The sequence below is a fragment of the Pseudomonas sp. MF06569 genome, assembly GCF_059862735.1.
In genome coordinates this window covers 1-23,361 of record NZ_JCBCUZ010000016.1, presented here as the reverse complement: position 1 = coordinate 23,361, position 23,361 = coordinate 1, and the positions used below count along the sequence as shown (strand labels likewise).

At 57.3% G+C, this 23,361-nt stretch carries 20 protein-coding genes and 1 rRNA gene; 10 read left to right on the top strand and 11 right to left on the bottom strand.

All coding sequences use genetic code 11. The features are described 5' to 3' along the window. Positions 1-32: 32 nt before the first annotated feature. Complete coding sequence (locus AC19YQ_RS15440; RefSeq protein WP_003438129.1) at positions 33-434, bottom strand: acyl-CoA thioesterase; 402 nt, start codon at positions 432-434, stop codon at positions 33-35. 373 nt (positions 435-807) lie between these two features. Between AC19YQ_RS15440 and AC19YQ_RS15435 the strand changes: the two genes are divergently transcribed. From AC19YQ_RS15435 to AC19YQ_RS15405, 7 genes are all read left to right on the top strand, one after another. Then, positions 808-2,097: an MFS transporter gene (locus AC19YQ_RS15435; protein ID WP_133074902.1), complete on the top strand. Its 1,290-nt coding sequence runs from the start codon at positions 808-810 to the stop codon at positions 2,095-2,097. A gap of 166 nt (positions 2,098-2,263) precedes the next feature. Then, positions 2,264-3,268: a phosphate ABC transporter substrate-binding protein PstS gene (locus AC19YQ_RS15430; RefSeq protein WP_133074901.1), complete on the top strand. Its 1,005-nt coding sequence runs from the start codon at positions 2,264-2,266 to the stop codon at positions 3,266-3,268. Positions 3,269-3,487: 219 nt separating this feature from the next. Next, entirely contained in the window at positions 3,488-5,773 is a 2,286-nt protein-coding gene (locus AC19YQ_RS15425; RefSeq protein ID WP_339474963.1) for an ABC transporter permease subunit, read from the top strand. A 15-nt stretch (positions 5,774-5,788) separates the two neighbouring features. Continuing rightward, positions 5,789-7,459, top strand: a complete 1,671-nt coding sequence (gene pstA / locus AC19YQ_RS15420) for a phosphate ABC transporter permease PstA (RefSeq protein WP_133074899.1) — start codon at positions 5,789-5,791, stop codon at positions 7,457-7,459. A 154-nt stretch (positions 7,460-7,613) separates the two neighbouring features. Further along, the gene (gene pstB / locus AC19YQ_RS15415; protein ID WP_500595447.1) at positions 7,614-8,447 is read left to right on the top strand and encodes a phosphate ABC transporter ATP-binding protein PstB; all 834 of its coding nucleotides are present in this window, start codon (positions 7,614-7,616) and stop codon (positions 8,445-8,447) included. A gap of 85 nt (positions 8,448-8,532) precedes the next feature. Continuing rightward, complete coding sequence (gene phoU, locus AC19YQ_RS15410) at positions 8,533-9,294, top strand: phosphate signaling complex protein PhoU (protein WP_133074897.1); 762 nt, start codon at positions 8,533-8,535, stop codon at positions 9,292-9,294. Between the two features lie 77 nt (positions 9,295-9,371). Then, entirely contained in the window at positions 9,372-10,247 is an 876-nt protein-coding gene (locus AC19YQ_RS15405; RefSeq protein ID WP_500595446.1) for a response regulator, read from the top strand. Positions 10,248-10,261: 14 nt separating this feature from the next. On the opposite strand, the gene AC19YQ_RS15400 is transcribed toward AC19YQ_RS15405, so the two are convergent. The 10 genes from AC19YQ_RS15400 to AC19YQ_RS15355 form a co-directional block, all read right to left on the bottom strand. Further along, on the bottom strand, positions 10,262-12,223 hold the full coding sequence (locus AC19YQ_RS15400; protein WP_500595445.1) for a DUF7844 domain-containing protein: 1,962 nt from the start codon (positions 12,221-12,223) through the stop codon (positions 10,262-10,264). Then, complete coding sequence (locus AC19YQ_RS15395) at positions 12,220-12,540, bottom strand: DUF2388 domain-containing protein (protein WP_133074894.1); 321 nt, start codon at positions 12,538-12,540, stop codon at positions 12,220-12,222. The genes AC19YQ_RS15400 and AC19YQ_RS15395 overlap by 4 nt, the downstream gene beginning before the upstream one ends. Positions 12,541-12,566: 26 nt before the next feature. Beyond that, a complete protein-coding gene (locus tag AC19YQ_RS15390; RefSeq protein WP_133074893.1) occupies positions 12,567-12,860 on the bottom strand; it encodes a DUF2388 domain-containing protein in 294 nt (97 codons plus the stop codon). Between the two features lie 179 nt (positions 12,861-13,039). Beyond that, on the bottom strand, positions 13,040-13,357 hold the full coding sequence (locus AC19YQ_RS15385; RefSeq protein ID WP_133074892.1) for a DUF2388 domain-containing protein: 318 nt from the start codon (positions 13,355-13,357) through the stop codon (positions 13,040-13,042). A 300-nt stretch (positions 13,358-13,657) separates the two neighbouring features. Next, the gene (locus AC19YQ_RS15380; protein WP_019826986.1) at positions 13,658-13,873 is read right to left on the bottom strand and encodes a DUF1127 domain-containing protein; all 216 of its coding nucleotides are present in this window, start codon (positions 13,871-13,873) and stop codon (positions 13,658-13,660) included. Positions 13,874-14,191: 318 nt separating this feature from the next. Continuing rightward, positions 14,192-15,682 carry a succinyl-CoA:acetate CoA-transferase ScpC gene (gene scpC / locus AC19YQ_RS15375; RefSeq protein WP_133074891.1) on the bottom strand — a complete coding sequence of 497 codons (1,491 nt, stop codon included), beginning with the start codon at positions 15,680-15,682 and terminating at the stop codon, positions 14,192-14,194. 181 nt (positions 15,683-15,863) lie between these two features. After that, complete coding sequence (locus AC19YQ_RS15370; RefSeq protein ID WP_500595444.1) at positions 15,864-17,300, bottom strand: NAD(P)(+) transhydrogenase (Re/Si-specific) subunit beta; 1,437 nt, start codon at positions 17,298-17,300, stop codon at positions 15,864-15,866. After that, positions 17,297-17,620: an NAD(P) transhydrogenase subunit alpha part 2 gene (locus AC19YQ_RS15365; protein ID WP_019826992.1), complete on the bottom strand. Its 324-nt coding sequence runs from the start codon at positions 17,618-17,620 to the stop codon at positions 17,297-17,299. Before AC19YQ_RS15365 ends, AC19YQ_RS15370 begins: the two co-directional genes overlap by 4 nt. 11 nt (positions 17,621-17,631) lie before the next feature. Then, the gene (locus AC19YQ_RS15360; RefSeq protein ID WP_133074889.1) at positions 17,632-18,753 is read right to left on the bottom strand and encodes a Re/Si-specific NAD(P)(+) transhydrogenase subunit alpha; all 1,122 of its coding nucleotides are present in this window, start codon (positions 18,751-18,753) and stop codon (positions 17,632-17,634) included. Positions 18,754-19,189: 436 nt separating this feature from the next. Beyond that, positions 19,190-20,086 carry a LysR family transcriptional regulator gene (locus tag AC19YQ_RS15355; RefSeq protein WP_500595443.1) on the bottom strand — a complete coding sequence of 299 codons (897 nt, stop codon included), beginning with the start codon at positions 20,084-20,086 and terminating at the stop codon, positions 19,190-19,192. Positions 20,087-20,244: 158 nt separating this feature from the next. Between AC19YQ_RS15355 and AC19YQ_RS15350 the strand changes: the two genes are divergently transcribed. The 3 genes from AC19YQ_RS15350 to AC19YQ_RS15340 all read left to right on the top strand — a co-directional run. Continuing rightward, the gene (locus tag AC19YQ_RS15350; protein ID WP_500595442.1) at positions 20,245-21,426 is read left to right on the top strand and encodes an acyl-CoA dehydrogenase; all 1,182 of its coding nucleotides are present in this window, start codon (positions 20,245-20,247) and stop codon (positions 21,424-21,426) included. Between the two features lie 14 nt (positions 21,427-21,440). Beyond that, positions 21,441-22,661, top strand: coding sequence for a CaiB/BaiF CoA transferase family protein (locus AC19YQ_RS15345; RefSeq protein WP_500595441.1), 1,221 nt, complete (start codon positions 21,441-21,443; stop codon positions 22,659-22,661). Positions 22,662-23,101: 440 nt separating this feature from the next. Then, positions 23,102-23,361: ribosomal RNA gene (locus tag AC19YQ_RS15340) — 16S ribosomal RNA — on the top strand; the annotation flags it as partial.

Sequence of the window (23,361 nt, the reverse complement as noted above, 5' to 3'; positions counted from 1 at the left end):
AGGCAGCAGTGGGCAGGCAAACCGCGAAAAATTCAGCGACGCGGTGGAACGGAGCGGGTACGACCGCTGCCATCGATGGCAACAAACACAAAGACGGCTTCGGTCACTTTGCGCCACTCGCTGGACAACGGGTCGTCACTCCACACTTCAACCATCATCTGGATCGAGCTGCGGCCGATCTCCAGTGCCTGGGTGTAGAACGACAATTGCGCGCCAACGGCCACAGGCACCAGAAACGCCATGCGATCAATAGCGACAGTGGCTACACGGCCACCTGCAACCTTACTGGCCATAGCGGTACCGGCGAGGTCCATTTGTGAAACCAGCCAGCCACCGAAAATGTCACCGAAACCATTGGTTTCACGTGGCAGGGCGGTGATTTGCAAGGCGAGGTCGCCTTGCGGGATTGGATCTTCTTGTTCGAGCTCTAGCATGCCGAAGGGCCTCTGACCCGTGATTCTTCATGAGTACTGCGGGTGAAAAAGCGTCTTTAGAAAAACGATTCAGCCCGAACATACTACGTTCGTCACGTTCTTCATAAGCCGCGCCAAGGGGAAACTCTGCGAAACCGGCTGAAGTCATCCTGCGGGCGTTTTCGCACAGCAACCTCAGAAGTTACCAAGTATTTCTTACAGCGGGAGTATATCGGGCGACAGCCTGGCCGACGACCTCCTGATACTGCTTTTTGCGTGCGCTGCACGTCTAGCTCTGTGCTTTTGCAAACAATTTGTTATCTTTCAAAACCTGCCCAGCCCCTGCCGGCGAAGTTGCAGCTTTTGCCGAGCCTAATAAGAGAAGCATTACCCCATGATCACAGAGCCTTCCAGTGCTGCACCGCCTTCGCGGCCGTTGACCCGTAATGACTACAAAACCTTGTCGCTGTCTGCCCTGGGTGGTGCGCTGGAGTTTTACGATTTCATTATTTTTGTGTTTTTTGCCACCGTGGTCGGCAAATTGTTCTTCCCGGCGGACATGCCCGAGTGGCTACGCCTGATGCAAACCTTCGGCATTTTTGCTGCCGGTTATCTGGCGCGTCCGCTGGGCGGCATTGTCATGGCGCACTTTGGTGACCTGCTGGGGCGCAAAAAGATGTTCACCTTGAGCATCTTCATGATGGCCGTACCGACCTTGATCATGGGCTTGCTGCCGACCTATGCGCAGATCGGCATGTGGGCGCCGATCCTGTTGCTGCTGATGCGTGTGATCCAGGGCGCCGCCATTGGGGGTGAAGTGCCGGGAGCTTGGGTATTTGTGGCCGAGCACGTACCGCCACGCCATGTGGGCTATGCCTGCGGCACACTGACCTGCGGGCTGACGGCAGGGATTCTGCTGGGCTCGTTGATGGCCACGGCCATCAATACGATCTACACACCGGCTGAAGTCTCTGATTTCGCGTGGCGGATCCCATTCCTGATGGGCGGTGTATTCGGTTTGTTCTCGGTCTACCTGCGTCGCTGGTTGCACGAGACTCCGGTGTTCGCCGAGTTGCAACTGCGCAAGGCGCTGGCCGCTGAAGTCCCGCTCAAGACCGTGTTGCGTGATCACCGCGGGGCGATTGTGATCTCGATGCTGCTGACCTGGTTGCTGTCTGCCGGGATCATTGTGGTCATCCTGATGACGCCGACGGTTCTGCAAACCATCTACGGTTTTTCTGCGACGACCTCGTTGCAGGCCAACAGCCTTGCGATCGTTTTCTTGAGCTTGGGCTGCATTGCCTCGGGCGCCCTGGCTGACCGCTTTGGTGCGGGCAAAGTGTTTGTGGTGGGTTGCGCCGGGTTGCTGATCAGCTCGTGGACCTTCTATCACAGCCTGCTGCAACACCCCGACTGGCTGTTCCCGTTGTATGCCTTGAGCGGTCTGTTTGTAGGCACCATCGGCGCCGTGCCCTACGTGATGGTTAAAGCTTTCCCGGCGGTGGTGCGCTTTAGTGGTCTGTCGTTTTCCTACAACCTGGCCTACGCCATCTTTGGCGGCCTGACCCCAATGGCCGTTACCTTGTTGCTCAAGGAAAGCCCGATGGGCCCGGCGTATTACGTGGCAATCATTTGCACGATGGGCCTGTTGGTGGGTGCTTACCTGTGGAAGAAGGGGCGCTGATCGACGGCTTGTCTGTCGCGACACCTCGTTAGCCTCTCCCTGAAGGCCATCATTTGTAACGAATGATGGCCTTTCATCTAATTGTCACAATCGGTTCATAGAGTAGTCACATGGCCTGCAGATACTGGCCCCCGATTCATCTAACCCCGTTTGTTAGGAGTAAGGCATGAAACTGAAGCGTGTTATGGCGGCCCTGACTTTTGTTGCCGCAGGCGTTGCAACTGCCAATGCGGTTGCCGCTGGTGTTGACCCGGCTATTCAGCCCTATGTGAAGACAACAGGTGTATCGGGCAACCTGTCCAGCGTTGGTTCTGACACCCTGGCGAACTTGATGACCTTGTGGGCCGAGGCTTACAAGAAAGAATATCCAAACGTGAACATCCAGATTCAAGCTGCCGGTTCTTCGACCGCGCCGCCTGCGATTACTGAAGGCACCGCTAACCTGGGCCCGATGAGCCGCAAGATGAAAGACAACGAACTGGCTGCTTTCGAGCAGAAGTACGGCTACAAGCCGACCGCTATCCCGGTGGCAGTGGATGCCCTGGCCGTGTTCGTGCACAAAGACAACCCGATCAAGCACATGACTATGGAGCAAGTAGACGCTGTCTTCTCCTCCACGCGTCTGTGTGGCGGCAAATCCGACATCAAGACCTGGGGTGATCTGGGTGTGACGGGCGACCTGGCCAACAAGCCGGTGCAACTGTTTGGTCGCAACTCGGTATCCGGCACTTACGGTTACTTCAAGGAAGAAGCCCTGTGTAAAGGTGACTTCAAGCCTAACGTGAACGAACAGCCGGGCTCTGCCTCGGTGGTTCAGTCGATCAGTAGCTCGCTGAACGGCATCGGTTACTCGGGTATCGGTTACAAGACCGCCAGTGTGAAGACCGTGCCTTTGGCTAAAAAAGGCAGCACCGAGTTCATCGAAGACACCGAAGAAAACGCATTGAACGGCAAGTACCCGCTGTCGCGTTTCCTCTACGTGTATGTGAACAAGGCGCCGAACAAGCCGCTGAACCCGCTCGAAGCCGAGTTCATCAAGCTGGTTCTGTCCAAGCAAGGTCAGGAAGTGGTTGTCAAAGACGGCTACATCCCTCTGCCAGCCAAAGTCGCTGCCAAAGCCTTGGCTGACCTGGGCCTGAAAGAAGGCGGCGCTGACGTCGCCAAGAAGTAATGACTGTGTAGTCGCTGCCGAAGGCTGCGAAAAGGATCGCGCAGACCTCAGTTCAACGGGTTGCTGCGCAACCCTTCGCAGGCTGCGGCAGCGACTACAGGGTTATTTCACTTCTGCTTCATCTCATTTTTCACTCCGCTGCCGGCACCGTTGGGCGGCGGATTTTTTGCGTCACTGCTTTGTCATCTTTCTGTCATACAGGACCGCTAGGGTGTGCGCATGAATGATCTGGCCAATTCCCCAATGACTACGACATCCGCTCCCAAGCGCATTGATTTCAATACGCCTGAACTGCAGCGCAAGCGCCGTATCCGCGCGCTTAAAGACCACTTGACCCGCTGGTATGTATTTATCGGCGGTCTTGCCGTGCTCGGCGCCATTACCCTGATTTTCTTCTTCCTGGGCTATGTGGTTTACCCACTGTTCCAGGGCGCCGACCTGAATGCCAAGCAGGCGATTACGCCGGTCTGGATGCAGGACGCCGGCAAGCCTTTGATGATCTCCGTCGAGGAGCAGAATCAAGTCGGCATGCGGGTATCCGACAAGGGCATGGTGCTGTTCTTCAATGTGAAGAATGGCGAAGAGCTGTCGCGGGTCAACTTGCCGTTGCCAGCGGGCACGCAAGTGACTTCGCTAGGCGAGGATCAGCCGGGTAATCCGGTGGTTGTACTGGGCTTGTCCAACGGCCAGGCGCTGGTGTTCCGTCACACCTATCGCGTCAGCTATCCGGACAACAAAAAGACCATCACCCCTGCAGTTGAGTACCCCTACGGTGAAACGCCCGTCGTCCTGGACCCGCAAGGCAGGGCACTGGATCACGTTAACCTCAGCGTGAACGATTCGACGCTGGTGCTGGCGGGTTCAACCGGCGCGCAGTTGCATGTGGTGTCGTTGGCCCGCGAAGAAAACATGATGACCGAAGAGGTCACGAACACCGAGACCCGCATCGATCTGCCGCAAATGACCAAGCAGGTTAAAGCGCTCTACATCGACCCGCGTCAGCAGTGGTTGTATGTGGTCAACGATCGGGCCCTGGTGGATGTGTTCAGCCTGCGCGACAAGAGCCTCAACGGTCGTTACACGCTGGCAGATGACGCAACGACCGAGATCACTGCCAGTACGCAGCTGGTGGGTGGCATCTCGCTGATCTTTGGTGATTCGAAGGGCGGTCTGAGCCAATGGTTCATGGCCCGCGACCCGGATGGCGAACAACGCTTCAAGCATATTCGCAGCTTCCAGATGGGCACTTCGCCGATTGTTGAAATCACTGCCGAGCAGCGTCGCAAGGGCTTCCTGGCCCTGGATGCGGCCGGTGAGATCGGTGTGTTCCACAGCACTGCGCACCGCACCCTGCTGGTCGAAAAAGTTGCCGAAGGCCCTGGCATCATGGCGTTGTCGCCGCGTGCCAACCGCATCATCGTGGAAGAGGGCGGCAAGCTGCTGCCACTGACCTTGAAGAACCCGCACCCGGAAGTGTCCTGGAGCGCGCTGTGGAGCAAGGTCTGGTACGAGAACTACGACGAGCCTAAATACGTCTGGCAGTCGACCGCCGCCAACACGGACTTCGAACCGAAGATGAGCCTAGCGCCATTGACCTTCGGTACGTTGAAGGCTGCGTTCTACGCCATGTTGCTGGCTGCGCCACTGGCCGTAGCTGCCGCGATTTATACCGCTTACTTCATGGCGCCGAGCCTGCGCCGCAAGGTCAAGCCGGTGATCGAGCTGATGGAAGCGATGCCGACGGTGATTCTGGGCTTCTTTGCCGGTCTGTTCCTGGCACCGTATGTCGAGGGGCATCTGCCGGGGATCTTCAGTCTGTTGATGTTGATGCCGATTGGTATTTTGGTTGCCGGTTTCACCTGGAGCCGTCTGCCCGAGTCGATCCGCCTGCGAGTACCGGATGGTTGGGAAAGCATGATCCTGATTCCGGTGCTGCTGTTTGTGGGCTGGCTGTCGCTGTACATGAGCCCGTATATGGAAGCCTGGTTCTTTGGCGGTGACATGCGCATGTGGATCTCCCACGACCTGGGCATTACCTACGACCAGCGCAACGCACTGGTAGTGGGCCTGGCAATGGGTTTTGCGGTTATCCCCAACATCTACTCGATTGCTGAAGATGCCGTGTTCAGCGTGCCTCGTGGCCTGACCCTGGGTTCGCTGGCGCTGGGTGCCACACCGTGGCAAACCATGACCCGCGTGGTGATCCTGACGGCCAGCCCGGGGATCTTCTCGGCACTGATGATCGGCATGGGCCGTGCGGTCGGCGAGACGATGATTGTGTTGATGGCCACCGGTAACACCCCGGTCATGGAAATGAACCTGTTCGAAGGCCTGCGTACCTTGGCGGCAAACGTGGCGGTGGAAATGCCGGAGTCGGAAGTAGGCGGTAGCCATTACCGCGTGCTGTTCCTCTCGGCGCTGGTGCTGCTGCTGTTCACCTTTGTCATGAACACTCTTGCCGAGCTGATCCGTCAGCGTCTGCGCAAGAAATATTCGTCGCTTTAAGGAAGGTAGAAGTCTGTGAAACAGAACTCCCTCAAAGGCTGGTTCAAGAGCGGCGCTCCTGGCGTCTGGATCAGCGGTGGTGCGGTGTCCATCGCCGTCATCATGACCATCGGCTTGCTGTCGGTGATCGCCGTGCGTGGCCTGGGTCACTTCTGGCCTGCCGATCTGATCCACGCCGAGTACAACGTGCCGGGTGATGCCAATCACCTGGTGGTCGGCGAAGTGGTGCAAAAGGAAGAAGTACCCCGCGAGCGTCTGAAAAGCGCGGGCTTGCCAGTCCCTGAGCAGGGCCCGGAGTTCATGACTCGCGAGCTGATCAAGGTCGGCAACCGTGACTTGAACGGCAACGACTTTACCTGGGTGGTCGGCGAGTGGCTGACCAACCAGAGCACGCCGCCAGAGCTGATGGCCATTGAGCGCCGCGAGTGGGGCAACTTTTACGGTTATCTGGTTAACGTGAAAGAAAACGGCAAGGTGGTGGCAGAAGGTGCCGCCGCCTGGCCTGAGCTGCAAGCCCGGGTCAAACGTGTGAATGACCTGGCATCGCAACTCAGCCAGCTTGAGAAAAAAGACATCGGCGCGATCAACTACGGGCTGGAGCGTATCCGCCTGCATGGTCGCAAGCTGGAACTGGAAGGCAAGCTGACGCCGCAGGCACAAGCCGACATGGAAGCCGAACGCGCCGAGCTGAATGCGCGTTACAAGGCCATCGAAGATCGCCTGGGTGAGTTGCACGCACAGTTCAACCGCGACAGCCTCACGGCTCGCGATGCCAACGGCAAAGAGCTGGAAATCGGCATCGGCAAAGTGGTCAAGGCCTACCAGCCGAACGCCATGAACAGCTGGCAGAAACTGGCCATGTATTTCAGCAACATCTGGGAGTTCCTGAGCCAGGATCCCCGTGAAGCCAACACCGAGGGCGGGATCTTCCCGGCTATTTTCGGCACGGTGATGATGACGTTGATCATGGCTGTGATCGTGACGCCGTTTGGTGTGCTGGCAGCGGTTTACCTGCGTGAATATGCCAAGCAAAACACCCTGACCCGGGTGATCCGTATAGCGGTGAACAACCTGGCGGGTGTACCGGCCATTGTTTACGGCGTGTTTGGTCTGGGCTTCTTTGTGTATGTGCTGGGTGGTTCGGTAGACCGCTTGTTCTTCGCTGAGGCATTGCCTGCGCCGACCTTTGGTACGCCGGGCTTGATGTGGGCTTCACTGACGCTGGCGCTGCTGGCGGTGCCGGTAGTGATCGTGGCCACTGAGGAAGGGCTGGCGCGCATTCCGCGTACCGTTCGCGAAGGCTCGCTGGCGCTGGGTGCGACCAAATCCGAAACGCTCTGGAAGATCGTGCTGCCGATGGCCAGTCCGGCCATGATGACCGGCATGATCCTCGCCGTGGCCCGTGCGGCCGGTGAAGTGGCACCGCTGATGCTGGTGGGCGTGGTCAAGCTGGCGCCGTCGCTGCCGCTGGACGGCAACTACCCGTACTTGCACCTTGACCAGAAGATCATGCACTTGGGCTTCCATATTTATGACGTCGGCTTCCAGAGCCCGAACGTCGAAGCTGCACGCCCGCTGGTCTATGCCACGGCACTGCTGCTGGTGCTGGTCATCGCGACCCTGAACCTGTCGGCGGTGTGGATTCGTAACCACCTGCGCGAGAAGTACAAGGCGCTGGATAGCTGATAGACACATGACCTGTGGGAGCGGGCTTGCCCGCGATGGTATCGGTAAGGTTTCAACGTGAAACCGAGGTGCCTGAATCGCGAGCAAGCCCGCCCCCACAGAAGAAACCCGGTGACTGAAAACCGGAACGAATTTTTAGCGTATGGAGTAACCCATGCAGCATGAATCCTCAGCCCACGGCATCAACATGTCAGCCTTGGGTCGCACCAAACAAAGCTTGAACCTGGACAACGAAGAAGTCGCCATTGAAGTGCCGGGCCTGAATCTTTACTACGGCGAAAAACAAGCGCTGTACGACGTGACCCTGAATATTCCGAAACAACGGGTCACGGCGTTTATCGGTCCATCGGGCTGTGGCAAGTCCACGCTGCTGCGTACCTTCAACCGCATGAACGATCTGGTAGACGGTTGCCGCGTAGAAGGCGAGATCAACCTGTACGGCAACAACATCTACCGCAAGGGCGAGGACGTCGCTGAGCTGCGCCGTCGCGTCGGTATGGTGTTCCAGAAGCCTAACCCGTTCCCCAAGACCATCTACGAGAACGTGGTCTACGGCCTGCGGATTCAGGGCATCAACAAAAAGCGCGTTCTGGACGAAGCGGTTGAATGGGCACTCAAGGGCGCGGCGTTGTGGGATGAGGTCAAGGACCGCCTGCACGAATCGGCACTGGGCCTGTCCGGTGGTCAGCAACAGCGTCTGGTGATTGCCCGCACCATCGCGGTAGAACCCGAAGTGTTGCTGCTCGATGAGCCTTGCTCGGCACTCGATCCGATCTCGACATTGAAGGTCGAAGAGCTGATCTATGAGCTCAAGTCCAAGTTCACCATCGTGATCGTGACCCACAACATGCAACAGGCGGCTCGTGTTTCGGACTACACGGCGTTCATGTACATGGGCAAAATGGTCGAGTACGGCGACACCGACACGCTGTTCACCAACCCGGCCAAGAAGCAGACCGAAGACTACATCACCGGGCGCTATGGCTAGTTTGAGCGGCAGTGACCGTTCGACGTATCGACAATTTGGCTAGCCGCTTACAGCGCGCAGCTCACAGCTTTTGCGGAGCAGAACCATGATTTCAAAGGATGGCCTCACCCATCACATTTCCGCGCAGTTCAACGCGGAACTCGAAGACGTGCGCAGCCACCTGCTGGCGATGGGCGGCCTGGTCGAGAAGCAGGTCAATGATGCGGTGACCGCGTTGATCGAGGCCGACTCGGGCCTGGCCCAACAGGTGCGCGAGATTGATGAACAGATCAACCAGATGGAGCGCAACATCGACGAGGAATGCCTGCGCATTCTGGCCCGTCGTCAGCCTGCGGCCTCTGACTTGCGTCTGATCATCAGCATCTCCAAGTCGGTGATCGACCTTGAGCGCATCGGTGACGAAGCGACCAAAATCGCGCGCCGGGCCATCCAGTTATGCGAAGAGGGTGAGGCGCCGCGGGGTTATGTTGAAGTGCGTCACATCGGTGATCAGGTGCGCAACATGGTGCGCGATGCACTGGACGCCTTTGCCCGTTTCGATGCCGACCTCGCCCTGTCGGTGGCCCAGTACGACAAAATCATCGACCGCGAATACAAGACCGCGCTGCGTGAGCTGGCCACTTACATGATGGAAGACCCGCGCTCGATCTCGCGCGTGCTGAGCATCATCTGGGTGCTGCGTTCGCTGGAGCGTATCGGCGACCACGCCCGCAATATCTCGGAACTGGTGATTTATCTGGTGCGCGGTACTGACGTGCGGCACATGGGCCTCAAGCGCATGCGCGAAGAAGTTCAGGGCACCGGCGCGGATAGCGCTAATGTTGCGCCGCCGCCTGACGATAAATAAGACAGCCTGATCTAAAAAGCGCCCGGCTCAATGCCGGGCGTTTTGGTTTTTGGGCGTTCATATCCAAGGAGCAGTCGATGAGCAAGGTGAGTGTGCTGGTGGTGGATGACGCGTCGTTTATTCGTGACCTGATTAAAAATTGCCTGCGTAACTATTTTCCGGGTATCAGGATCGAAGACGCGGTCAACGGCCGCAAAGCCCAGACCCTGCTGACCCGCGAAGCCTTCGATCTGGTGCTGTGCGACTGGGAAATGCCAGAGATGTCCGGCCTTGAGCTGTTGAGCTGGTGTCGCGAGCAGGACCGGTTGAAAACGTTGCCCTTTATCATGGTCACCAGCCGAGGTGACAAAGAGAACGTGATCCAGGCCATTCAGGCAGGGGTTTCGGACTTCGTCAGCAAGCCTTTTACCAACGAGCAGTTGCTGTCCAAAGTGAAGAAAGCGTTCACCAAGGCCGGGTTGCTCGACTCGGTGATGTCCAGCGCACCGGCACGCATGAGCTCGGCATTTGGCAATGATTCGCTCAATGCGTTGACCGGCGGCAAGGCGCAGGTCGTAACCCCTGCACCGGCGGCCCCTGCACCGCGACCGGTCCCAGTGCCCGCGCCGACACTGACAAGCCGTGGCCAAGGACAGCTGCGTTTGCCCAGCGGTATACAGACGTGTGTGATCAAGGCACTGAGCCTTAAGGAGGCGCTGCTGGTGGTGCGTCGCGGCGACGTGCTGCCTCAGGTGCTGGACAGCGCCGTACTGGACCTTGAGCAGGGCGAGAGCGCCGAGGTGGCGCGCTTGAATGGTTATCTGCATGCCATCGTGGCGTATGAGCCAAAACCGGACAGTGCCTGGCTGCAACTGACCTTCCGCTTTGTCGATCAGGATGCCGACAAAATGAACTACCTGTCACGACTGATTGCCCACGGCACGGCACAGAAGCATTTTGTGCCGGGTGCGTGAAGTGCCCTTGTGGATCAGGGCAGCTGCAACCCGCCCGATGCCTTGTGGATCGCCCGCAGGTGTTCGCCAATCTGTTTGACGTTGGCTTCAGTCGCTGCAATTTCAGCTGCGCGGGAAGGCTCCAGCAGGCTGCGCACTTCCTTGTCCAGGTCAGTGGTCAGGCGCAGCAGTTGCTGCTGGCGCTGACTGCTTTCGGACTCGAGCATTTCCCACTCCCTGGTTTGGGGCAGGCCGTAGCCATTGCTGCCGAGCAACTCGGCCGGGCGGCTGAGAAAGCCGCTGCTGGCGAGAATTTCCTGCAGGGTCTTGTTGGCCTTGTCCATGCCGCCATCCTTGAGCCCGCGTGCGCCCAGGTACTTTTGTTTGACCTCATCCTGAGCCAGCAGCAGTTGTCGGCGAAAGCCGGCTTGCTCCAGTAGCAACAAGGCTGCGCTGGCGCGCAAGTCGGCTTGCGCGATCCATGGGCGGCGCTCGTCCGCGTTCAGGGCCAACCAGTCTTCGACGGTGGCTTGTTTGATCGGCAAGCGGGTCTTGAGTACATCGAACATCGCCTGGTAGCGATCACGGTAGGAGTCAAAGCGATAACCCAGGCGCAGCGCTTCCTTGGGATCGTCCAGCACGCTGGTATCCGCCAGCCCCCGGGTTTTGAGTACTTCAAGCAAACCGTTGGGCACAATGCTGTCCAGGCCCTTGAGCTGGGCATTGTTGCTGCCGCTGCGCAGCAGTTTCAGGGTCTCGACCGCGCAGTTGTTGGAGATGAAGTAGTAGTCGCCGTCATAGCTCCAGTGCATCTCGGCCGCGTGCTCAACCACTTCCTCGATTTCCGGACGGCTCAGTTTGAGCGGTACGGAAGCCAGGCTGCGCAGTTCGGTCTTGGTGTATTCGTCGATCACTTGAGCCAGCGGTAATACGAACAGGCGCGAAGGGTAGGCACCGGTCAGGCCGTCCCAACTTGAGAGCTGTACGTCATTGACGAACGCCCGGTAGGACAACACCAGGTGTTCTTGCAAGTCGAGTCGGCAGTCCGGGCCGCGTGGTCGACCTGGGGCGCAGATCACCAGACGGAGCATGCTGTGACCCCAGCGGCTGGCCCATTCCTGATTGGCTTCGGCCAGCAGGTAGTCGACCGCGTACACCCGCTCCGGGTCTACGGTACCCAGCGGGGTCTTGGCGAAATCGTTGCCGGCATTGAGGAAGGCAAAGCCTTTGGGGCACTCGTCCCTGGCGGCGGGTGCCCAGCCGAAATGTTCTTTGTAGTAGCGATACAGCGCCGGTCGGCGACAGGCATAGGCCGGGTCGAGGAGGAAGTACTCCATGTTGACCGCGACAAACTCCTTGGGGCTGCTGATTTCGTAGAGATCGGGGCTGCGCACGACCTGGTGGTTTTCTTGTTCGCGCTCGCCACGGCGGCCCACGTATTGCTGCCAGCCGGCCAGGTCGAGCAGGCGCGGATCATCACTGAGGGTGAAACGGCGCTCGGTCTGCCCGCGACATTGATCAGGCAGGCCAATCAGGCCCGCGTTGCTGTTTTGTCGGGTGCAGCGCCGGATCAGCGTGCGCTCGGCTGCGGGCCAGAGTCGGGCGCGATCGTAGAGGTGGGTGAGTTCATGCAAGACGGTGGCGAGCATTTCACGGCGCACGGTGCCGTGGGGGCGGTTGGTCTGCTGGGTGGCAGCCGAACCATCGGTCAGCCCTGCCAGGAGCGTGCGATTGAGGTCCAGCTCGGAGGTCAGCGATGCCTGGCCGTAGGCGTTGCTGGGCATGTCATCCGTCCAGCCCACCAGAATCTGCCGATCCAATTGCTCGATAAAACGCGGTGGCAGGCTCTGCATGGCCTCATCCAGCAAGGCCTGGCTGGCCTGTTGCTCGGCCGGGCTCAGGCCTTCGGTCTTGAGTTGCAGATGCAGCGCGGCCTGGGCGCTGCTGGTGATCAGCAGCAGGCCACAGGCTGCGAGCCAGCGCGTTAGCGACCTCACAGTGCGAGGATGGCTTCGGCGAGATCCTGGTCACTGGCGTTGCGGGCTTCAGGCACGCGGTCACGCAGGGTGCTGAAAGCCGCTTCCAGTTGCACGCCCCGGATATCGCCCTGGCTGGCGACAAAGGTAGCCGCGTCGTCGTGGGCTTCACGCACGACTTTAGAGTCGCGGATGGAGGTCGTGGTGTCGGACGTGAAATCGATGGTGCGACCAAAGGCGCGCACGATGATGTTGCTGGTCTGCACAACGGTTTGTGCCTGCGCTACATCGGCGAGTAGCAAAAAGCCAAGGGTGGCGACAATTAAAGGGCTGCGCATGAAGTATCTCCAGGAAAAGCGGGTATTTATTGGACGAGAATTGTCTGTGCCAGTTCAAGGTCGCTGGCACTCAATTTTGGCGTGTTCTGGCGCAGATAGCGCAAGGCAGACTCCAGCTGCGCTCCTCTTGTCTGGCCATCACTGGCAATAAAGACGGCGGCATCATCCTGGGCGGCACGTATCAGTTTGTGATCAAAAGGCGCGGACGTCACTTTACTGGTGACGTAACCACTGAGCACCACATTCTGGGTGGTCATGTCGAAGGCGTTGGCTGATTGAGTCCAGCTGAGTGCAAGAAGAGCTAATAAGGAAAAACGCATGGGTCTCGAGGCTGTTTGAATGAGAGCCAAGGCTAGCGTAATGGTCTGGGCAGGGCCAGCGCGGGGGGTGTCTTTGTGGGAGCGGGCTTGCTCGCGATGGTGTCGACGCGGTTCAACTGAATGAACGCGCCGCCTGCATCGCGAGCAAAAGAGCTGACCCGTTATGGTGTCATTTACATTCAGATCGTCAGAATGGCCTGGGCCAGCTGTGCATCGGTGGCCTGCAATTGCGGGGCTTGCTGGCGAATGGCTTCGAACGCGCTTTCGAGTTTTACCCCGCGAATGGTGCCTTCGCTGGCAACGAAGCTGGCAGCATCATCACGGGCTGCGCGTACGATTTTGTTGTCACGAAACGAGCCTGTGGCATCCGATGTCAGATCGGACGTTGCCTTGAGGGTGCCCACAATGCCATCGGTCGTGACGATGAAGCTTGTGGCGTTGGCGCTGGCTGCAACGGCCAGCAGTGCCGCCGCGCTGAGTAGGCGAAGTGTGGACATGGTGAGACTCCTGAATATGAACGTATGAAAATAGACGCTTATGGACCGAATAGTAGGCTCAGGCCTGCGTCAGGCATAGGACGTTTTGGTGGGTACTGTAGGTGAAGTGCTCTAGATCAGGCATTTTGATAACTGTACCTGTTTTTTTTTGCTTATTTAAAACTGTACCTGTCTTTATGCCAAGGCTTAAAACCGTGGTCCATAAACGACAAAACCCGTCAGCGGTAATCCGCGACGGGTTCTGTTTTTTCAATTCAGGTTGCTGGCGGTGGACCGGTGGTCAGGGCCAGCGAGCGCAAGTTAGCGCCAGAACGGCTTGCTCAGCTCTTCGTAACGCTGTGCTTCGCTAATACCGGCATCAGCCAGAAGACGCGAGTCCAGTCGAGCCAATTGATGGCGGCTGGAGATGCGGCGCTGCCACAACATCAGGTTGGCAAGAACGCGCAGAGGCATGGAAGCCTGGGTGTTTACAGAGTTGCTTTCGCTGAACAGTTCGGAACTGAGTGTACGTTCCATGGTGTCATCCTTCCGCTTATGGCGGCATTGGCTAGTGGTTTAACTGATGCCAATGATCCTCCTCTTTGTCCAGTGTCTCTAGATACAGTTCACCTGTATTGCAATGGGCCAGTTAACTGTTTATGCACGCTGTACGGGCACAAATACGCGTAACTGTACCTGTCCGCACCTAAGTGGTGCGAAATTGGCAAAAGTGGCCGTGAAAGAGTGTGTTGAAGGCGGGAAATGACCAGTACAGCAGTACAGTTTTTGAAATTAAGGGCATAAAAAAGCCGCTGACAAAAACGTGTTTACGTCAGCGGCTCTCTAGCTCGCGGGTTACGGCAGCATTTTCCCGGTTTCTTCCAGGTTGATATGCCAGCTCAGGGCTTCACGCAGGATGTGCGGCGTGTGGCCGCCAATCGCGCAGGCCTTGGTGAAGTAGTCATTCAGGGCTTCACGGAAGTCCGGGTGAACACAGTTGTCGATGATGACGCGTGCGCGCTCACGCGGCGCGAGGCCACGCAGATCGGCCAGGCCCTGCTCGGTCACCAGGATATCGACGTCGTGCTCGGTGTGGTCGACGTGGCTGACCATTGGCACAACGCTGGAGATCGCGCCTGCCTTGGCAATCGACTTGGTCACGAAAATCGCCAGGTGTGCGTTACGGGCGAAGTCGCCCGAGCCGCCGATACCGTTCATCATCCGCGTGCCGCAGACGTGAGTGGAGTTGACGTTGCCGTAGATGTCGAACTCCAGCGCGGTGTTGATGCCGATGATGCCCAGACGACGAACCACTTCAGGGTGGTTGGAGATCTCTTGCGGGCGCAACACCAGTTTGTCCTTGTAGCGCTCCAGATTGCCGAACACGTCCGAGTTGCGACGCTCCGACAATGTGATCGAGCTGCCCGAAGCGAAGCTCATCTTGCCGGCGTCGATCAGGTCGAAGGTCGAATCCTGCAGGACTTCGGAGTACATGGTCAGGTCTTCGAACGGCGAGTCGATCAAGCCGCACATCACCGCGTTTGCGATGTTGCCGATACCTGCTTGCAGTGGGCCGAGCTTGTTGGTCATCCGGCCAGCTTCGACTTCCTGCTTGAGGAAGTTGATCAGGTGGAAGGCGATACCGTCGGTTTCGCTGTCAGGCTCGGACACGGTGGACGGCGAATCAGGTTTGTTGGTGATCACGATGGCGACGATTTTTTCTGCCGGGATCGGGATCGCGGTGCTGCCGATGCGATCGTCGACCTTCACCAGCGGGATCGGCGTGCGCGTCGGGCGGTAAGTCGGGATATAGATGTCGTGCAGGCCTTCCAGATTCGGGTTGTGCGCCATGTTGATCTCGACGATCACCTGTTTGGCGAAAATCGCGAAGCTGGCGGAGTTGCCCACTGAAGTCGTTGGAACGATATGGCCTTGCTCGGTAATGGCTACAGCTTCGATCACTGCGATGTCTGGCAGCTTGAGCTGATTGTTGCGCAGTTGCTCTACGGTCTCGGACAAATGCTGATCGATAAACATCACTTCGCCGGCGTTGATTGCCTTGCGCAAAGTGCTGTCCACCTGGAATGGCATGCGACGTGCCAGTACACCGGCTTCGGTCAATTGCTTGTCAAGGTCGTTGCCCAGGCTTGCGCCGGTCATCAGGGTGATTTTCAGGGGCGACTTTTTGGCACGCTCAGCCAGGGCCTGAGGGACGGCTTTGGCTTCACCGGCACGGGTAAAACCGCTCATGCCGACGGTCATGCCGTCTTGGATAAGGGCGGCGGCTTCTTCGGCGCTCATGACCTTATCGTGCAGGGAGTTCAGGCGAATACGTTCACGGTACATGGATTGTTATCTCGGGCAACGGAAGCAAGAGGCGCAGTCTATTCATTTTCAGAGCCTTTCGTCCCGCTACCATGGTCGAATGCCAGCGGCCGATTTAGAGCCTTTGGTCGGGTTCCTTGGAAAAAGAAAAACCCCGGCCATGACAGCGCCGGGGTTTTCGATATTGCGTTGATACCAGATGTTACTCGACAGCTTTAACCATATCTTCAATAACCTTCTTGGCGTCGCCGAAGACCATCATGGTTTTATCCAGATAAAACAGTTCGTTATCCAGGCCCGCATAGCCACTGGCCATTGAGCGTTTGTTAACGATGACGGTTTTGGCTTTATAGGCTTCGAGGATCGGCATGCCAGCGATCGGCGATTTTGGATCGTTCTTGGCCGCCGGGTTGACCACGTCGTTGGCGCCCAGGACGAGCACTACGTCAGCCTGGCCAAACTCGGAGTTGATGTCTTCCATCTCGAACACCTGGTCGTAAGGCACTTCGGCCTCGGCCAGCAATACGTTCATATGGCCAGGCATACGGCCTGCAACCGGGTGAATGGCGTACTTTACGGTGACGCCGCGATGGGTCAGTTTTTCGGTCAGTTCCTTGAGCGCGTGTTGTGCCCGGGCAACAGCCAGGCCGTAGCCTGGAACGATGATCACGGTGTCGGCGTTCATCAGCAGGAAGGTGGCATCGTCAGCCGAGCCGGATTTGACCGGACGGGCCTCTTGCGTGCCAGCTGGGCCGCCAGCGTCTGTTGCGCCACCAAAACCACCGAGGATCACGTTGAAGAACGAACGGTTCATCGCCTTGCACATGATGTACGACAGGATCGCACCCGAAGAGCCTACCAGCGAGCCGGCAATGATCAGCATCGAGTTGTTCAGTGAGAAGCCGATACCGGCTGCTGCCCAACCTGAGTAGCTATTAAGCATCGATACCACGACAGGCATATCGGCGCCGCCAATCGGGATGATGATCAGCACGCCCAGCACAAACGCCAGGGCCAGCATCAGCGCGAAAGCGTTGAGGTTGCCGGTCAGCATAAAGGTGATGCCCAGTGCCAGCGTGGCCAGGCCCAGTACCAGGTTCAGCTTGTGTTGGCCGCTGAACTGTACCGGTGCGCCCTGAAACAGGCGGAACTTGTACTTGCCAGAGAGTTTGCCGAAGGCGATCACCGAACCGGAGAAGGTGATTGCACCAATGGCCGCACCCAGGAACAGTTCCAGACGGTTGCCTGCAGGAATAGAGTCGCCCAGGTGTTTGACGATACCCAGGGACTGCGGTTCGACCACGGCTGCGATTGCAATGAATACCGCCGCGAGGCCGATCATGCTGTGCATGAAAGCGACCAGCTCAGGCATTTTGGTCATTTCGACGCGTTTAGCCATGATTGAGCCAGCAGTACCACCGACCAGCAGGCCGACAATCACGTAGCCGATGCCAGCCGTCGCGATCTCTGCGCCCAGCTTGTAGATCAGGCCAACCGTGGTAATGATCGCCAGGCCCATGCCGAGCATGCCGAACAGGTTGCCGCGACGTGAGGTGGTGGGGTGCGACAGGCCCTTGAGCGCCTGAATAAAGCAGATTGATGCAACCAGATACAGAACAGTGACCAGGTTCATGCTCATGGCTTGCGCACCTCTTCTTTGGCTTTAGGTGCTTTCTTCTTGAACATTTCCAGCATGCGCCGGGTGACCAAAAATCCACCGAATACGTTTACGGCAGCCAGCGCGACCGCCAGGGTGCCCATGGTTTTGCCCAGCGGGGTAACAGTCAGTGCGGCAGCGAGCATGGCGCCCACAATCACAATGGCTGAAATGGCATTGGTGACGGCCATCAAGGGTGTGTGCAGTGCAGGTGTCACGTTCCATACCACGTGATAGCCCACATAGATGGCCAGCACGAAGATGATCAGGTTGTAGATACCGGGGGAGATGAACTCTTCCATTATTTTTATCCTCAGCCGTTTTTGCGCACGACTTGACCGTCGCGGCACATCAGGCACGCGGCGACGATGTCGTCTTCAAGGTTGATCTGGAACTGTCCTTCGGGGGTGAAGACCAGCTTGAGGAAGTCCAGCAGATTGCGGGCGTAGAGCGCCGAGGCGTCTGCAGCAACCATTGCGGCAAGGTTGGTGTGACCGACGATGGTGACACCGTGCTCAACCACTACTTGGTCGGCGACGGTCAGCGGGCAATTGCCCCCTTGGGCTGCAGCCAGATCGATGACCACCGAGCCGGGTTTCATCTGGGCCACGGTTTCAGCGCTGAGCAGTACCGGAGCTTTACGGCCCGGGATCAAGGCGGTGGTGATCACGATGTCAGCCTGCTTGGCGCGTTCGTGAACAGCCTGTGCCTGGCGTTGCATCCAGCTGGCAGGCATTGGGCGTGCATAGCCGCCTACGCCAATGGCGCACTCACGTTCTTCGTCGGTCTCGTAAGGTACGTCGACGAACTTGGCGCCCAGCGATTCGATCTGCTCTTTAACGGCTGGTCGTACATCGGATGCCTCGATCACTGCGCCCAGGCGTTTGGCCGTGGCGATCGCCTGCAAGCCAGCCACGCCTGCGCCCAGAATCAGTACGCGAGCGGCCTTAACGGTCCCGGCGGCGGTCATGAGCATTGGCATAAAGCGCGGATAGTGGTGGGCGGCGACCAAGACGGCTTTATAGCCGGCGATGTTGGCCTGGGATGACAGTACATCAAGACTTTGCGCACGAGAGGTTCGGGGAGCGGCTTCGAGAGAGAAAGCGGTGATCCCGCGCTCGGCCAGTTTGGCAATGGTTTCATTGCTGAACGGGTTGAGCATGCCAATGAGCACGGTGCCGGTCTTGATCAGGGCCAGTTCGCTGTCACTTGGGGCGACAACCTTGAGAATCAGCTCTGCGCCGAAAGCATCTGTAGCGTTGCCAATAGTTGCGCCGGCGGCTTCATAAGCACTGTCGATAACGCTGGCATTGATACCTGCGCCGCTTTGAACAGTCACTTTATGGCCTTGGCCGATCAGCTTCTTGATGGTTTCCGGGGTTGCAGCAACCCGGGTTTCACCCGTATGGGTCTCGAGAGGAACACCAATGTGCACGTCATATCTCCTGCGTGATCTTTTATAAGAAAGCCAGCGCACTACGGATGGTGCGACTGGGGCGGCCGATCAGCACGATCCCACCAAAGTATGGGTGGGGCGGGGCATTCTGCTGGCAATTTTTTTACCCTTCAAGGACTTATGGAGGGCGACGGGATTTTAACTACAAGTCATGCAGTGACCGAATGTCGCAATGATCGGCTGCATGCCTTTAAATACGAGGCTTTCAGAGGATTTGAGTGTTTTTTGAGTTTTTTTCACATTTCTTTTGGTTATCGCTGCATAACTTTGAGAAATACCCTGCAGGCCGCGTGGTTACTGGCTTGCAGGTTTGTCCAGTTAGACCAAAGTACAGAGTGTTTAAACGCGACATTTACGTACATATGTAGTGTGTTTTTATGCATCACTACATAGTTTGTTTGGACCATGCGGTTTTTCAAATCAGGCTGTAAGTGGCGGCCTGATTGACTAGCCAGTCTCGAAAGGCCTGCAATGAAGCTGATTCGATTTTGCGTTCGGGGATCATCAGGTAGTAAGCCTTGGTGCTGAGCAGGGTGCTCTTGTTGGCAATCACCAGGCGTTTTTCGGCCAGTTCTCGCTGAATCAGAAAGGGGGGGATAAGGGCGACGCCCATTTCATGCATGGCGGCTTGGGCCAGCATCGAGAACAGTTCATAGCGTGGCCCGGTCATGTCGCGAGGTACGTTCATGTCCTGCGCGTTGAACCATTGGCGCCAGGCGTAGGGGCGTGTGGTTTGTTGCAGCAGGGGGAGTTCGCAGAGCGCTTGCGGGGTGAGGCTTTGCTGTTCCCCCAATAATGTGGGGCTGCACACGGGGACCGGGTTTTCACCCATCAGGCGGTAGGACGATGTTCCGGACCAGTCGGCATCTCCGAAGTAGATGGCAGCATCAAAGTCGGTATCGGCAAACAGAAAGGGGCGAGTGCGGTTGGTCAGGTTTACCGTGACGTCCGGATGCTGGTGCTGAAAGTCCTTGAGCCGAGGGAGTAGCCATTGCGTCCCGAAAGTGGGCACCACAGCCAGCTCGATGACGTTGGCACCCTGTTGGCCCATGACGGACAGCGTGTCCCGTTCCACGGCATCCAACTGGGTTGCTATGCGTCTGCTGTAAGAAAGGCCTGCTTCGGTCAGTTTTACGCCACGTTTAGAGCGTCGGAAGAGCTCTACACTCAGGAACTCTTCCAGGCTGGCAATCTGTCGGCAAATAGCCCCTTGAGTGAGGGAAAGCTCATGTGCTGCCTTGGTAAAGCTTTCATGGCGTGCGGCCGCTTCGAAGCTGATCAGGGCTGTTGTGCTAGGGATCTTGCGGCGCATGTACGGCTTCCTCACTAAACGAAGTCAGAAAAGGCTATTTATAGAGCTACGGAGTGAGAAATTATCACAGGATGGTGCTGAATCCTCGTTTGTCCTTCTATATAGAAGGAGCCTAGGATCGGCTCACGACATTTTATCTATTACGCGAGGGTTCTCTCATGGCGGGTAAAGCAAGCTTCAACTGGATTGATCCACTGTTGCTGGATCAGCAGCTCACTGAAGAAGAGCGCATGGTGCGCGACAGTGCTGAGCAGTTTGCTCGGGACAAGTTGGCGCCACGTATTCTTGATGCTTTCCGTAATGAGAAGACTGACCCTGCGATCTTCCGTGAAATGGGCGAAACCGGTTTGCTGGGTGCGATGATTCCTGAGCAGTACGGCGGTAGCGGTCTCAATTACGTCAGCTACGGCCTGATAGCTCGCGAAGTGGAGCGGGTCGATTCGGGCTACCGCTCGATGATGAGCGTGCAGTCTTCTTTAGTGATGGTGCCAATCAATGAGTTCGGTACCGAGGCGCAGAAGCAAAAATACCTGCCCAAGCTGGCATCTGGCGAATGGATTGGCTGCTTCGGTCTGACGGAGCCTAACCACGGCTCTGACCCGGGCGCGATGATTACCCGTGCTCGCTCGGTTGATGGTGGCTATAGCCTGACGGGCAGCAAGATGTGGATCACCAACAGTCCTATCGCCGATGTGTTTGTGGTGTGGGCGAAAGATGATGAAGGCGACATTCGTGGCTTTGTTCTGGAAAAAGGCTGGAAGGGTCTGACTACGCCCGCGATTCACGGCAAGGTTGGCTTGCGTGCGTCCATTACTGGCGAAATCGTGATGGATAACGTGTTTGTCCCCCAAGAAAACATCTTCCCGGATGTGCGCGGTCTGAAAGGTCCTTTTACCTGTCTGAATTCGGCTCGCTACGGGATTTCCTGGGGGGCGCTGGGGGCTGCTGAGTTTTGCTGGCATGCGGCGCGTCAGTACACGCTGGATCGTCATCAATTTGGCCGGCCTTTGGCGGCGACCCAATTGATCCAGAAAAAGCTGGCTGATATGCAGACCGAGATTACGCTGGCCCTGCAGGGTTGCCTGCGTCTGGGGCGGATGAAGGATGAAGGTACTGCGGCTGTTGAGATCACTTCGATCATGAAGCGCAACTCATGCGGCAAGTCGTTGGATATTGCGCGTATGGCTCGCGACATGCTGGGTGGTAACGGTATCTCGGATGAGTTCGGGGTTGCGCGTCATCTGGTCAACCTGGAGGTTGTGAATACCTATGAAGGCACTCATGACGTGCATGCCTTGATTCTTGGGCGTGCGCAGACCGGCCTTCAGGCGTTCTATTAACAGGAGCTCGGCTCATGGGTGCTTTATCGCATTTGCGGGTGTTGGATTTGTCTCGGGTGCTGGCGGGGCCGTGGGCCGGGCAAATACTGGCGGACCTTGGGGCCGAAGTTATCAAGGTGGAGCGCCCTGGCAATGGTGACGACACTCGCGCCTGGGGGCCGCCCTTTCTCAAGGATGCTTATGGAGAAAGTACGGGGGAGGCTGCCTATTACTTGTCTGCAAACCGCAACAAGCAGTCGGTCACTATTGATTTCACCAAGCCTGAAGGGCAGCGGCTGGTTCGTGATCTGGCGGCCAAGTCGGACATTCTGATCGAGAATTTCAAAGTTGGGGGGCTGGAGGCGTATGGTCTGGACTATGCGTCACTAAAGGCTTTGAATCCTGACTTGATCTATTGCTCGATTACGGGATTCGGTCAGACCGGTCCCTATGCCAAGCGGGCAGGTTATGACTTTATGGTTCAGGGCCTTGGCGGTCTGATGAGTCTGACGGGGCGGCCTGAAGGTGATGAGGGGGCGGGGCCGGTAAAGGTTGGGGTTGCGCTGACAGATATCTTGACCGGGCTTTACTCGACAGTGGCGATTCTGGCCGCCCTTGCTCATCGTCAGCATGATGGTGGCGGGCAGCATATAGATATGGCGCTGCTGGATGTGCAGGTGGCTTGCCTGGCGAATCAGGCGATGAACTATTTGACTACGGGCGTAGCGCCGCAGCGCCTGGGCAATGCGCATCCGAATATCGTGCCTTATCAGGACTTTCCGACGGCAGATGGCGACTTCATTCTTACGGTAGGGAATGACAGTCAGTTCCGTAAATTTACTGAAGTGGCTGGTCGGCCCGAGCTGGGTGGGGATCCGCGCTTTGCTACCAACAAGCTGCGTGTTGCTAATCGGGCGGAGTTGGTGCCGCTTATCAGGCAGTTAACTGTTTTCAAGACCACGGCTGAGTGGGTGGCGCAGTTGGAGGCGGTTGGTGTTCCCTGTGGGCCGATCAATGACCTGGCTCAGGTATTTGCTGACCCTCAGGTGCGTGCCCGCGGATTGGCGATGCAGCTACCGCATGCGTTGGCGGGGCTTGTGCCGCAGGTAGCGAGCCCTATTCGGCTGTCCGAAACGCCAGTGGAGTATCGCAATGCGCCTCCTTTGTTGGGTGAGCATACTCAGCAAGTTCTGGAGCAAGTGCTGGGGTTGGACGCGGTAGTGGTAGAGGGTTTGCGTCGGTCTGGCGTGCTGTAGCTATATAGAGGGGTGCGTCAGCACCCCTCTATATAGGTGTAATTAGGGGTATTTGGAGTTAATTGATAGTTTTACTCAATTAGCCCTTGACTAGGATTTTTAGCGGCCTATAATTCGTCCCACTTCCGGCGCAGTTGAAACGGAAAACTCCTTGAATATCAATGAGTTGGATTGTTTTGCAGTGTCAGCTTCAAGTCATCGAAGCAGGAAATTAGGTGTTGACAGCAGCTTGTAACGCTGTAGAATGCGCGCCTCGGTTCAGCGAAAGCTAAACCAACCGCTCTTTAACAACTGAATCAAGCAATTCGTGTGGGTGCTTGTGGAGTCAGACTGATAGTCAACAAGATTATCAGCATCACAAGTTACTCCGCGAGAAATCAAAGATGTAACCAACGATTGCTGAGCCAAGTTTAGGGTTTCTTAAAAACCCAAAGATGTTTGAACTGAAGAGTTTGATCATGGCTCAGATTGAACGCTGGCGGCAGGCCTAACACATGCAAGTCGAGCGGTAGAGAGAAGCTTGCTTCTCTTGAGAGCGGCGGACGGGTGAGTAATACCTAGGAATCTGCCTGGTAGTGGGGGATAACGTTCGGAAACGGACGCTAATACCGCATACGTCCTACGGGAGAAAGCAGGGGACCTTCGGGCCTTGCGCTATCAGATGAGCCTAGGTCGGATTAGCTAGTTGGTGAGGTAATGG